Origin of the sequence: Burkholderia sp. Bp9015, from assembly GCF_003853505.1 — a bacterium.
Lineage (GTDB): Bacteria > Pseudomonadota > Gammaproteobacteria > Burkholderiales > Burkholderiaceae > Burkholderia.
Map to the genome: position 1 here is coordinate 69,838 of NZ_QTPZ01000019.1, position 12,303 is coordinate 82,140.

At 68.1% G+C, this 12,303-nt stretch carries 9 protein-coding genes and 1 pseudogene; 8 read left to right on the plus strand and 2 right to left on the minus strand.

Annotation, left to right across the window (positions count from 1 at the left end; all coding sequences use genetic code 11):
- Nucleotides 1-35 precede the first annotated feature (35 nt).
- Entirely contained in the window at nucleotides 36-2,768 is a 2,733-nt protein-coding gene (mdeB, locus tag DIE12_RS20940; RefSeq protein WP_124487054.1) for an alpha-ketoglutarate dehydrogenase, read from the minus strand.
- Nucleotides 2,769-2,933: 165 nt separating this feature from the next.
- Between mdeB and DIE12_RS20945 the strand changes: the two genes are divergently transcribed.
- The 8 genes and pseudogenes from DIE12_RS20945 (at nucleotide 2,934) to DIE12_RS20980 (ending at nucleotide 10,727) form a co-directional block, all read left to right on the plus strand.
- Nucleotides 2,934-3,461, plus strand: coding sequence for an Lrp/AsnC family transcriptional regulator (locus DIE12_RS20945; RefSeq protein WP_124487053.1), 528 nt, complete (start codon nucleotides 2,934-2,936; stop codon nucleotides 3,459-3,461).
- Nucleotides 3,462-3,718: 257 nt separating this feature from the next.
- Nucleotides 3,719-5,440, plus strand: a complete 1,722-nt coding sequence (gene poxB / locus DIE12_RS20950; protein WP_124487146.1) for a ubiquinone-dependent pyruvate dehydrogenase — start codon at nucleotides 3,719-3,721, stop codon at nucleotides 5,438-5,440.
- 344 nt (nucleotides 5,441-5,784) lie between these two features.
- Entirely contained in the window at nucleotides 5,785-6,375 is a 591-nt protein-coding gene (locus DIE12_RS20955; RefSeq protein ID WP_044845405.1) for a class I SAM-dependent methyltransferase, read from the plus strand.
- Nucleotides 6,376-6,515: 140 nt separating this feature from the next.
- Nucleotides 6,516-6,635 (plus strand): annotated as a pseudogene (locus DIE12_RS38690) (glycine betaine/L-proline ABC transporter ATP-binding protein); the annotation flags it as partial.
- Between the two features lie 713 nt (nucleotides 6,636-7,348).
- Nucleotides 7,349-8,593: a hypothetical protein gene (locus DIE12_RS20965; RefSeq protein ID WP_124487052.1), complete on the plus strand. Its 1,245-nt coding sequence runs from the start codon at nucleotides 7,349-7,351 to the stop codon at nucleotides 8,591-8,593.
- Nucleotides 8,594-8,823: 230 nt separating this feature from the next.
- Complete coding sequence (locus DIE12_RS38695) at nucleotides 8,824-9,312, plus strand: hypothetical protein (protein ID WP_124487051.1); 489 nt, start codon at nucleotides 8,824-8,826, stop codon at nucleotides 9,310-9,312.
- 3 nt (nucleotides 9,313-9,315) lie between these two features.
- Nucleotides 9,316-10,008 (plus strand): C39 family peptidase, encoded by a 693-nt coding sequence (locus DIE12_RS20975; protein ID WP_124487050.1) that lies wholly within the window; start codon nucleotides 9,316-9,318, stop codon nucleotides 10,006-10,008.
- 8 nt (nucleotides 10,009-10,016) lie between these two features.
- Nucleotides 10,017-10,727, plus strand: coding sequence for a hypothetical protein (locus tag DIE12_RS20980; RefSeq protein ID WP_124487049.1), 711 nt, complete (start codon nucleotides 10,017-10,019; stop codon nucleotides 10,725-10,727).
- Between the two features lie 96 nt (nucleotides 10,728-10,823).
- Here DIE12_RS20980 and DIE12_RS20985 read toward each other — a convergent pair whose 3' ends face one another.
- On the minus strand, nucleotides 10,824-12,200 hold the full coding sequence (locus DIE12_RS20985) for an acetate kinase (protein ID WP_124487048.1): 1,377 nt from the start codon (nucleotides 12,198-12,200) through the stop codon (nucleotides 10,824-10,826).
- Between the last annotated feature and the right edge of the window lie 103 nt (nucleotides 12,201-12,303).

Sequence of the window (12,303 nt, forward strand, 5' to 3'; positions counted from 1 at the left end):
CCCGCCATCTCGAAAATGGGCGCTACATGGCGCGCTCAGCGTTGCCACGGCGCCGCGCCCGGCTGCTGCCGCACCGTCTTGCCGAGCCGTTCGCGCGCAGTATCCAGCGCCGCCGCATCGAGTTCCCCGTCATTAGCCAGCGCCTTCAGCGCGGCGAGCACGATGCTCGCGCGATCGACTTCGAAGAACGCGCGCAGCGCGTCGCGCGTGTCGCTGCGGCCGAACCCGTCGGTGCCGAGCGTCACGTAGCGGCGCTGCACGTACGCGCGGATCAGCTCGGGCACCGCACGCACGTAATCGGTCGCGGCGATTACCGGGCCCTGCGTTCCATCAAGCATCCGCGTGACATACGACGATGCCGATCCGTCGCCGAGCCGAGACAGCCGTTCGGCTTCCATCCCGTCGCGCTGCAACTCGCTGAAACTCGTGACGCTCCACACGGCTGCATCGATATTCCAGTCGTCCTTCAGCATCCGCTGCGCGGTGAGCACTTCGCCGAGAATCGCGCCCGCGCCGAACAACTGCACGCGCGCGGTCGCGTTCACTGCGGACGGCAGCCGATGCATGCCCTTCAGGATGCCTTCGCGTCGTGCGGCCGGATCGTCGTCGGGCATCGACGGCTGCGCATAGTTCTCGTTCATGACGGTCACGTAATAGAACACGTCACGCTGCTGTTCGACCATCTCGCGCATGCCGGCATCGATGATCGTTGCGACTTCGTACGCGAACGCCGGGTCGTAAGCGCGGCAGTTCGGAATCGTCGACGCCGTGAGATGGCTGCTGCCGTCCTGGTGCTGCAGGCCCTCGCCGCCGAGCGTCGTACGGCCCGACGTCGCGCCGACGAGGAAGCCGCGCGAGCGCTGGTCGGCAGCGGCCCAGATCAGGTCGCCGATGCGCTGGAAACCGAACATCGAGTAGTAGATGTAGAACGGCAGCATTGGCAGGTCGTGCACGCTGTACGCGGTCGCGGCGGCGATCCACGACGACACCGCGCCGGCTTCCGAAATCCCTTCCTCGAGAATCTGGCCGCGCGTGTCCTCGCGGTAATAGAGCATCGAGCCGAGATCCTCCGGTTCGTAGCGCTGTCCGAGCGGCGAGTAGATGCCGACCTGCCGGAACAGGCTCGCCATGCCGAACGTGCGCGCCTCGTCGGCCACGATCGGCACCACGCGCGGACCGATGTCGCGATCCTTGATCAACGCGGCGAGCATGCGCACGAGCGCCATCGTCGTCGACATCTCGCGGCCGGCCGCCTCCAGCGCGAACGCACCCCAGGCCGGCATCGAAGGGACGGTCAGCCCCTTCGATGCCGCCATCCGCCTTCTGGGCAGATAGCCTCCCAGGGCAGCCCGGCGTGCATGCAGGTAACGCATTTCCGGGCTGTCTTCCGCTGGTTTGTAAAACTTCAACTGCTCGACGTCGCCGTCCGACAGCGGCAACCGGAAACGGTCGCGGAACGCCTTCAGGTCGTCGACGTCGAGCTTCTTCTGCTGGTGAGTGGTCATCCGCCCCTGGCCGGCCGTGCCCATTCCATAACCCTTCATCGTCTTCGCGAGGATCACGGTCGGCTGGCCGCGATGGGCGAGCGCGCGCGCATACGCGGCGTGCAGCTTGCGCGCATCGTGGCCGCCGCGGCGCAGGCGGTCGATTTCCGCATCGGTGAGCTGGGCGGCCAGCGCTTCGAGCGCCGGGTCGCCGCTGAAGAAGCGCGCGCGGTTGTACGCGCCGTCGTTCGCGGAGAAGGTCTGGAACTGGCCGTCGACGGTGTCGGCGAACGCGCGCGCGAGGGCGCCCGCGTGATCGCGCGCGAACAGCGGATCCCAGTCGGAGCCCCACAGCACCTTGATCGTGTTCCAGCCGGCGCCGGCGAACAGCGCTTCGAGCTCGTCGATCACGCGGCCGTTGCCGCGCACCGGGCCGTCGAGCCGCTGCAGGTTGCAGTTGATCACGAACACGAGGTTGTCGAGCCCTTCGCGCGCGGCGAGCGACAGCGCGCCGAGCGATTCGGGCTCGTCCATCTCGCCGTCGCCGAAGAAGCCCCACACGGTGCGGCCGGCGGTGTTCGCGAGCCCGCGATGCTGCAGGTAGCGCATGAAGCGCGCCTGGTAGATCGCGTTGATCGGACCGATGCCCATCGAGCCGGTCGGGAACTGCCAGAAATCCGGCATCAGCCACGGGTGCGGATACGAACACAGCCCGGGCCCGGCGATTTCACGACGGTAGTGCTTCAGGTGATCTTCAGTGAGGAAGCCTTCGAGATACGCGCGCGCATACACGCCCGGCGACGAATGCGGCTGGAAGTACACGAGGTCGCCGCCCGGGCCGCTTTCATGGCCTGCGTCGACCGGCGCCGCACGGAAGAAATGGTTGAAGCCGACTTCGAACAGGTCCGACGCCGACGCGTAGCTCGCGATGTGGCCGCCGAGTTCGCCGTATGCGCGGTTCGCGCGCACGACCATCGCGAGCGCGTTCCAGCGCAGCGCGGCGGACAGCCGTTCCTCGAGCTCGGCGTCGCCCGGATACGGCGGCTGTTCGTGCGCGGCGATCGTGTTCAGGTACGGCGTGACGGGGCCGCGCGGCGCCGCGAGCCCGCGGGTGTGCGCATGCGCGGCGAGCCGGCCGAGCAGGTACTGCGCGCGTTCCTTGCCGACGTGCGCGACGACGGCGTCGAGCGCTTCCAGCCATTCGGCGGTTTCTTCCGGGTCGGCGTCGGCGTGAGCCGCGCCCGCGCGCCGTGTGGCGTCGATTCCGTTCGACAGGTCCGTCATCGCAGGTCTCCCCGCGCGCCGGTTCGGAGCGGCGCGCAATCAGTGGCAATCGGTCGGATCATGCTACCCGCCGATCCGCAAAATATGCGTCTGATTTCATTGGGATTTCGCTCACGGATAGTGTAAATATTCCGGTTGTGGCCACTCTTCCGGAATATTTCGACCATGAGCGCAAACCCGCGTCGGCTCGACCGCATCGACATCGGCATCCTGAACCAGCTGCAGCAGAACGCGCGCATCACGAACGCGGAGCTCGCGCGCGCGGTGAACCTGTCCGCCACGCCGTGCTTCAATCGCGTGCGCGCGCTGGAGAAGCTCGGGTTGTTCCGCCAGCAGGTCACGCTGCTCGATCCCGAGCCGCTCGGGCTGCGGATCAACGTGTTCATCCAGGTCAGCCTCGAGAAGCAGGTCGAGGATGCGCTGCAGCGTTTCGAGGAGGCGATCTCGCAGCGGCCCGAGGTGATGGAGTGTTACCTGATGTCGGGCGACGCCGACTATCTGCTGCGCGTCGTGATGCCCGACATGCGCACGCTGGAGCGCTTCATCATCGAGCGGCTGACAACGATTCCCGGCGTGTCGAACATCCGGTCGAGCTTCGCGCTGAAGCAGGTGCGCTACAAGACCGCGCTGCCGCTGCCGGCGGCCGGGCTGACGCTCGTCGATCCCGACGAGTCGGCGTCCGACTGGGGCTGAGCGCGGGGCGCCGGCGCCCCGTCCGGTTTCAGGTTTCAGACGAAACGGCGACAACGCGCCGACGATTGCCCGACGCCGTCGAAAGGGGCGGACTGCCGCAGATCCGGTCGCTGCGCGTCGCTGCGCCTTGCCGCGCGGGGCGCCCGCGTCTTCACGACGCCGCGCGGCACGATCGCGTATGCTCGTTCGGTCAGCGGCGAAGGCGGCTGCCGGAGCCGATTCAATCGTGTGACGACCGATCAACGAGCGAGGGCATGATGGCTAGACAGACGATGGCGGAATACCTGGCGAAGACGCTGGCGGCAGCGGGCGTCGAGCGCATCTGGGGCGTGACGGGAGACAGCCTGAACGGCCTGTCGTTCAGCCTGGGCCAGATCGGCTCGATCCGCTGGATGCATACGCGGCACGAGGAAAGCGCGGCGTTCGCCGCGGGCGCGGATGCAGCGTCGACCGGACGGCTCGCGGTGTGCGCGGGCAGCTGCGGCCCCGGCAACCTGCACCTGATCAACGGGCTGTACGACTGCCACCGCAATCACCAGCCGGTGCTCGCGATCGCCGCGCACATTCCGTCGACCGAGATCGGCCTCGGCTACTTCCAGGAAACCCATCCGCAGGACCTGTTCCGCGAATGCAGCCATTTCGCGGAACTCGTGACGAACGCGTCGCAGTTCCCGCGCGTGCTCGCGCGCGCGATGCGCACCGCGATCGAGGAACGCGGCGTCGCGGTGATCGTGCTGCCGGGCGACATCGCGCTCGGCGACGGCCCGGAGGAAGCGCCCGCGTGGAGCGACTCGGCGCCACCGTCGATCCTGCCGGCGGACGCCGATCTCGATCGGCTCGCGGCGCTGCTCAATGGATCGGACGCGGTCACGCTGCTGTGCGGCAGCGGCACGCAGGGCGCGCACGACGAAGTGGTCGCGCTGGCCGACACGCTCGGCGCGCCGGTCGTGCATGCGCTGCGCGGCAAGCCGTTCGTCGAATGGGACAACCCGTTCGACGTCGGGATGACGGGGCTGATCGGCTTCAGCTCCGGCTATCACGCGATGGAATCGTGCGACACGCTGCTGATGCTCGGCACGGACTTCCCGTACCGGCCGTTCTATCCGACGAATGCGAAGGTCGCGCAGATCGACTGGAAGGGCTCGCAGCTCGGCCATCGCGCGCCGCTCGCGCTCGGCCTCGTCGGCACCGTGAAGGAAACGGTCGCCGCGCTGCTGCCGCGCCTCACGCGCAAGACGCAGCGGCACTTCCTCGAGAACGCGCTGAAGCACTACGCGGCCGCGCGCAAGGGCCTCGACGATCTCGCGGTGGCCGAGCCGCCGGGCCGCGCGATCCATCCGCAATACCTGACGAAGATCGTCGACGAAGTCGCGGCCGACGACGCGATCTTCACGGCCGACGTCGGCACGCCGACGCTGTGGGCCGCGCGCTACCTGACGATGAACGGCAAGCGCCAGCTGCACGGTTCGTTCAATCACGGCTCGATGGCGAACGCGATGCCGCAGGCGCTCGGCGCGCAGGGCGCGCACCCTGGGCGGCAGGTCGTGTCGCTGTCGGGCGACGGCGGACTGTCGATGCTGCTCGGCGATCTTCTGACCGCGCGCCAGCTCGACCTGCCGATCAAGATCGTCGTCTACAACAACAGCTTGCTCGGCTTCGTGTCGATGGAGCTGAAGGCGGCCGGCTATCTCGACACGAACGTCGACCTGAGCCCGACCGACTTCGCGGCGATCGCGAAGGGCGCGGGGATCTTCAGCGTGCGCGTCGAGCATTCGGAGAACGTCGAGCACGCGCTGCGCACCGCATTCGCGCACGACGGGCCGGCGGTCGTCGACGTCGTGACGTCGAAGTACGAACTGGCGATGCCGCCGAAGATGGAGTTCGCGCATGCGAAGGGCTTCAGCCTGTTCATGCTGCGCGCGATCCTCAGCGGGCGCGGCGACGAGATCGTCGAGCTGGCGCGGACCAATCTGCGGTGAGGCGGCGGGGCGGCGCGAACCGTCGAGCGGCGAACCGTCGGCGATCGAGACGGCCCTGCGGCAGGTCACGATCGTCGGCGCGCGGTATCCCGCGCAGCTTCGGCGGCGCGTCGACCGCCGAGCGGGAAGCCGTCGATTGCACGGCCGGCAGTGGCGGCGCAATCAGGGACAATCTTCACGTCGCCTTAAGTTTGCATTTCCTAGAATCGATGGAGCGCCGCGCGTGCGTGGCGGACGGATTTGTTCAGGAGGATGCACGTGAAAGAGCCCCGTGGCGTCGTAGCCCTGTTACAGGCAGTCATTGGCACGCCGAAGCTGATGGCGCAACCGCGCAAGGTTGGCCGATGATCTGGCCGAACGCGTTGCGTGTCTCGGCACTGTTCGTGCGAGAGTGGGTCGGCCGCCCGGCCGCGGTGGGCGCGTTGTGCCCGAGTTCGCGGCATCTGGCGCGCGAGATGGCCGATGCGGTGCCGGACGGCGACGGGCTCGTCGTCGAGCTCGGCGGCGGCACCGGTGCGATCACCGCCGCGTTGCTCGAACGCGGCGTCGCGCCGGGGCGCCTCGTCGTGGTCGAGCGGGCGCCGGCGTTCGTGCAGCACCTGCGGCGGCGCTTTCCCGGGATTTCGATCGTATCGGGCGACGCGCGGCAGCTCGAGCGGCTGCTGCCGCCCGATGCGCGTGTCGACGCGATCGTGTCCTGCCTGCCGCTGCGCACGTTGCCGCGCGAGGACGTGACGGCGATCGTCGGGCAGTGCGAGCGTGTGCTGTCGGTCGACGGCGTGATGATCCAGTTCACCTACGACCTGCGCGTGCCCGAGCGTCACCCGCTGCGCGATCCGGCATTCGTTGCCGATGCCAGCCGGATCGTGTGGGCAAATATTCCGCCCGCGCGCATCGTCACGATGCGCAGGGCCGCCATCGGACAGGTGGCGTGATGCCCGCATCCTGACACGCTACCTTTCATCGACCCTGCGGAGGCCGTCGGTCGCGGCTCATGTTGCGGCGTCCGGCACGCGCGCCGCAGGCCGCGATGCGACCCGCCTGATGAAGCGGTCGAGCGGCGTCGCGTAGCCGCTTCATCACGCACGATCTCGACGACGCATCGCGGATCGGCGACCGGATCGCGATCCTGCGCGACGGCACGCCGGACGACATCCTGTCGCGTCCGGCGGACGATGATGTGCGGCGGTTCGTCGAGAAGCAGAGGAATGCGAACCGATCTGCCGGGAGCGGGCCAGCGAAGCACGGGGGCGTTTCTCCTGCGTTTTGAGCGGCAGCCTGCCGGTACCCGCACGCGGTTGCACCGCAGGCAGCCCGTGGGTCACGTGCGGCGCATCTCGGGGGGATGTGCGTCGCCATTCCACGGCGCTTGCCGTCAGGAATCCTCGTTCCGGCCGATAACCGGACTCGCGCGCGCCCGTGCTCGTCGCGGACAGGATCCGAGGAAAAAGCGCCGAATCATAGTCGAAACATTTCTAAATGGCACTCCATGCGGGATTTTGATGCCTCATCGGAATGAATTCGGCGGGCGTCCTTGCCGGGCCTGCGTTTGCGATTGGGATTGAATATCCGGTGCTACGGGCATACCCATATGGGCCGGCCGCGGCCGTTCAAAAGTGAAACATTCCGCGCTTGCAGGGACCTTCTTCGGAAGATCGGACAAGCGTTTGAATACAGAGAGAAATCCATCCGCGGGTCGAGGGTGTCCCGGCCCCGTGCCGATCGACACGTTTCAGACCTGAAACATAAATCGCATGCCGGAATCGGGCGAGGCGGGTTATGTCGCGCAAAGCATCCAACCGGCTCCCTGTCGTCAGGCAACTGGCTGGGATTGGCATCGCCGATGCGTGTTGTCCTCCGGATTGGTGCAGTTGGCCAAGCCGTTCCTCGTTACTTCAGGAGGATTTCATGCGCAAAACTCTATTGGCGTCTGCTGCGCTTCTCGCCTTGGGATGCAGCGGCTACGCAATGGCGAATCCATGCAGCAGCGATACCAGTTCGACATGCAGTCAGAAAGCCGATGACGGATCGAACACTCTCAGCAACGCAGTCAGCTCAACCCAGACCAGCTCCACCGGGTCCAATGCGAATGAAGTTTCGCCTGGCGCGAGTGTCTACCAGGATTCGTACAACAGCACCAAGATCGTCGCGATCAGCAAACTCGACGGGTACGTGAGCAATGTCCAGGTCTGGGGCATCGGCAACAACGCGACCAACTCGGGCAGCGCGGCCGGCGGAAGCGGCGGCAAGGGCGGCAACGGGTATGGCTACGGCGGCATCGGCGGTAATGGCGGAAGCGGCGGTGCAGGCGGCGCCGGCGGCAAAGGCGGCAGCGCGCATAACGGCAGCGCCACGGCGGGTAACGCCAGCAATGGCAGCGCGACGGCCGGCACCGGCAACGGCGGCGGCGGCGGAGCCGGCGGCTCACCTGACGCCAGCGGCGGGGGCGGCGGCAATGCCACTGCGAGCGGCGGCTCCGGCTCCGGCACGGGCGGCGGCGCGATCGCGGCCTCGGTCGGCGTAGGCGGTTCCGGCAAGGGCAGCGGCACAGGCTGGGGCGGCGGCACCGGCACAGCCAATCCCGGCTCCGCATGGGCCAGGAATCATGGCAGCGGAAGCGCGTCGGCATCGGCCGGCAGCGGCACCGGCACCGGCACGGGTACCGGCACCGGCTCGGGCAGTGGCTCAGGCGGCGCAGGGTCGGCGGGTACGTCGACCGCTTCGGGCGGATCGGGCGCGGGCATCGGCGGCGCGGGTGCGGCCGCGGGCGGCACCGGCGGCGCGGCGGCGGCCACGGCGGGCAACGGCGGTGCCGGCGGCGCGGGCACGGGCGGCGGCGCGACGAACGGCGGCGCGACGACGACGGCCAGCAACGGCGGCGCAACCGCGGGTAGCGGCGCGGTGGGCGCGATGGGCGGCGCGGGCGGCGCAGGCGGCACGGGCAACGGCGGTGTCGGTAACGGCGCGGTCGGCGGCGCGGGTGGCGCAGGCGGAGCCAATGCGGTCAACGCGGGGACGTTCAACATGTCCAACGCGATGGCGAGCGTCGGCCAGACCGCCGCGGGCATCATGGTCGCCAACCAGAACAGCGGCATGGCGTCGTTGGTTCAGCAGGCTGTGACCGTGCAGGCGAACCTGTCGGTAGGACGTTAGCCGGCCGGCCGGTCCTGGCGAGCCGGATGCATTGACGCGGGCGCAGGCGAGCCCGCGACTTGCGTTCCATCGCCGATGGACAGGACCGCCGGCGAGGGCGGGATGGCCGAACGGCCGTCTCGCTCTCGTTGGCGCAGGCCGGGCTGATTTCCGTCGATCGACGGTCACGCGGATTCCGCTCCCTGTGCGCCGGTTTCGGGCCGGCTCGCGCAGGGACCAAGGAGACAGCCATGCGAATCCGAACGGCACTTTTGCTGGTGATATTGCCTGCGGCGCTGCTGCCGGGCCTGATGGCCCATGCCACGGCTGACGGGTCGCGAACCGTTGCGGCGGAGGCCACCGCCGATGTTGCGCCGGCAGCCGCAGCTTCCCCACCCGCCGAGCGCGCGGATCACGCCGATCCGGCCGCGGCCGTCGCGCCCCCTGCGGCAGCCATACCCGCTGCGACCGACACCGCGACCGCTCAAGCGGGCAGCTTCGGTGTCGCGATGACGCCTGACCAGCTCGATGAGCATCGGGGCGGCGATGCGCTGATCGGCCAAAACTATCTGACCGGCGCGGTGACCGACAACGTGGCGAACCGCGTGTCGACCGGCTCGAATTCGATCGCCGACGGCTCGTTCGCCAATGCGAGCGGCCTGCCTACGGTCATCCAGAATACCGGCGCCAACGTGCTGATTCAGAACGCGACGGTGCTCAACGTGCGCTTCGGGAACTGAGCGATGAGACCGGTTGCCGCAGCATGCATCGCGGCGCTCGCTTACGCGCTGTCCGTCCCGGTTGCATGGGCGGACGAGATGACGGTCGTCGATCCGGCGGGCGCCGGCTATGCGATGCACGTCACGAGTCTCAAGGAGGCCCGCTTCAAGCGCACCGTCAAGCAGCAATTCGATTTCAGTTGCGGGTCGGCTGCCGTCGCGACGCTGCTGACTTATCAGTACGACTATCCGATGACCGAGCAGACCGCCTTCGCCCAGATGTGGGAGAACGGCAATCAGGAGAAGATTCGCCAGCAGGGCTTCTCGCTGCTCGACATCCGGCGGTTTCTCGACGCGCACGGCTTCGTCGCGGACGGCTTCGAGCTGCCGTTGCAGACGCTCGCCAGGACGCACACGCCGGCGATCGTGTTGATCACCGAGCACGGCTATCACCATTTCGTGGTCGTGAAGGGGCTGCGTGACGGGCGTGTGCTCGTCGGCGATCCGGCCACCGGCACGCGCCCGATGTCGCTGGCGAGCTTCGAGCAGAAGTGGGAAGACCATGTGATTTTCGTGATTCACAACCGGCCCGAGCTGGCGGTGTTCAACGACCCGCGTGACTGGCGCGTCGCGCCCAGCGCGCCGCTCTACACCGGTATCGCGCGCGACGGCCTGTACAACGTCGTGATGCCGAAGCACGGCCCGAACGACTTCTGAGGACCGTCATGAGATCCCAGACCAGGAACATCGCCGGCATCGCCGTGATGGTGTGCGGCGGGGTGACGTCCGTGAGTGCGGCGGCGATGCAGGACGACGCGCTGGCCGCGGCCGACGTGCCGGTCGCGCAGACGAGCGGCGTCGTCGAGGCATCCGCCGCGAACGCGGGCGCCGATATGGCGCCTGTGGAGTCGCGGGCCGGCGAGGTGCCGATCCTGCGTGCCGTGCCGCTCGCGATGGGTGAGTGCGCGGCAGGGACGCCGGCCGCGGAGCCGGGCGGCGCGCAGGAACGGAACTGGCCGGCAGCCGGCGCGATCGCGCTCAGCGACGCGCGCCTCGATGCGATGCGCGGCGGCTTCGATATGCCGAGCGGTCTGAAGGTTTCGTTCGGCGTGTCGCGTGTCGCGTTCGTGAACGGCAATCTGGTCACGACGACCAGCTTCAATATCCCGGACATCAGTCATATCACCGCGCAACAGGCGCAGGCGCTGGCGGCCGCGAACGCGGGCGCGCTGATCCAGGTCGGCGCCGGCAACGCCGCGCAGCCCGCCGCGCTGCCGGCGCTGACCGGCGCGGTAATCCAGAACACGTTGAACAACCAGCAGATCCAGGCGGTGACGACGATCAACACGACCGTCAACACACTGTCGACGTTCAAGAACCTGAACGTGATGTCGACGCTGAACAATGCGTTGATCGGCGTGTTGCCGGGGCGATGAAGGCTCGGTGAGCGACCGAGGAATGGCAGATGAGCGCGCACTGGCGCGCCGGGGCCCGCGTGCGGCGCGCAGCCCGCCGCACGCGCACGCTTGCGATCAGAATGCAATCGGCACGCGCAGCGTCATGACCACGTCCGGCGTGTCGCGTGTGAGGCCGGCGCCGATCGAGAGATTCAGCGTGGTCTTCGGCGACAACCGGTACGAGTAACCGAGGAGCAGTGAGCCGAGGATCACGCGCACCGAACTGGGCACCGTCTGGCCGTTCTGTTTCGTCGGCAGTACGATGCTCTGGTCGTAGCCGAGGCTCACCGACGCCTTCTCGTTCAGCGCGAGGCCCATGCCGATATTGAAACCCCAGATGTCGCCGGGCTGCACCTTGCCGATGAAGTCCTTCTGTCCATCGCGAATCGTGAGGCTGAGATTGTCGCGGCTGAAGCTGTGCAGATAGCTCAGGTTGCCGAAGAACACCACCGGGTCGGACGGAAAGAGCCACGTGAGGCCAGGCTGGATCGCGTAGAAGCCGGAGCCCGTCGGCTGCTCGAGCGGCAGGCCGGTGCCGGTGGCATTGCCGACGCAGCGCGTGACGCAGTCGGTGACGACGTCGAACGGGCTCTTGCCGGTGGCGCTCTTGAAGCGCAGCCAGCCGATGTAATAGAACTTGTCGGGGCCGCCGGTATTGAACTGGTAGCGCAGCGTCATTTCGACGTCGCCGAGGCCTTTGCCGTGGCTGTTGAACGCGTTGTCCTGGGCGGTGCCGGTGAAGATCTCGCGGCTGATCGTGTCGTTCGTCGAGTACACATAGGGGACGCGGACTTCGACTTCCATCCGGTTGGTGATCCCGTAGCGCACCGCGACCGCGCCCGTCAGCGTGGTCGTCTTGACTTCCCGCACGTCGACCAGGCCGATCAGCAGCGCCGGGATGATCGTGTAGCCGACGAGGGCGACGCGGTTCGACGACGAATAGCTGAACTGGAACGACGGCTCGACGACGAACTTGTTCTTCGGCGTCAGCACGCCGGGCTGATCGAAGATCGGCGCGACAGGCGGCGGTGCGGTTTCCGCCACCGGCGCCTGGCCGACCGGCCGGCTCGGCGGCGCGGCGGACCCGGCCGAAGATTGCACGTTGCCGGGGGCGTTGCCGGCCGCGTCGGGCGCGCCGCCCGGGGAGCCGGTATCGGCCTGCGTCGCCGCGTCGCCGGAGCCGCCGGCATCGCCGGTGCCCGCGCCACGCCGGGCCGCGAGTTCGCGGTTGTCCAGCGCCCGGCTCAGGCGGGAGAGATTGGCTTCCTCGTCGGCCAGTTTGCGCTTGAGCGCACTCAGTTCCTGCAGATGGCGATCGACTTCCTGGCGCAGCGCGGAAATGTTCTCCTGCGTCGACTGGGCGTCCAGCGACTGCGCTTGCGCCTGGGCCTGAAAGAGCAGCACGCTTGCATAGCTGATGGCATGGATGCAGCGAAATGGCATGCGCTTCACGGTGCGTCTCCACGATCGGGCCTGCGGTTCCCCGGTGCACACCGACGGCTGGCCGGCGCGCGTGTTGCCCCGGATCGCCTCGCGTCACATCGCGCGCGAGCCA

What these genes read in the sequence shown, in the direction of transcription:
- DIE12_RS20955 (WP_044845405.1), top strand. Translation starts at nt 5,785, where the DNA reads ATGATCTGGCCGAACGCGTTGCGTGTCTCGGCACTGTTCGTGCGAGAG.
- DIE12_RS20975 (WP_124487050.1), top strand. Translation starts at nt 9,316, where the DNA reads ATGAGACCGGTTGCCGCAGCATGCATCGCGGCGCTCGCTTACGCGCTG.
- DIE12_RS20980 (WP_124487049.1), top strand. Translation starts at nt 10,017, where the DNA reads ATGAGATCCCAGACCAGGAACATCGCCGGCATCGCCGTGATGGTGTGC.
- DIE12_RS38695 (WP_124487051.1), top strand. Translation starts at nt 8,824, where the DNA reads ATGCGAATCCGAACGGCACTTTTGCTGGTGATATTGCCTGCGGCGCTG.
- DIE12_RS20945 (WP_124487053.1), top strand. Translation starts at nt 2,934, where the DNA reads ATGAGCGCAAACCCGCGTCGGCTCGACCGCATCGACATCGGCATCCTG.
- DIE12_RS20965 (WP_124487052.1), top strand. Translation starts at nt 7,349, where the DNA reads ATGCGCAAAACTCTATTGGCGTCTGCTGCGCTTCTCGCCTTGGGATGC.
- poxB (WP_124487146.1), top strand. Translation starts at nt 3,719, where the DNA reads ATGGCTAGACAGACGATGGCGGAATACCTGGCGAAGACGCTGGCGGCA.
- mdeB (WP_124487054.1), bottom strand. Translation starts at nt 2,768, where the DNA reads ATGACGGACCTGTCGAACGGAATCGACGCCACACGGCGCGCGGGCGCG.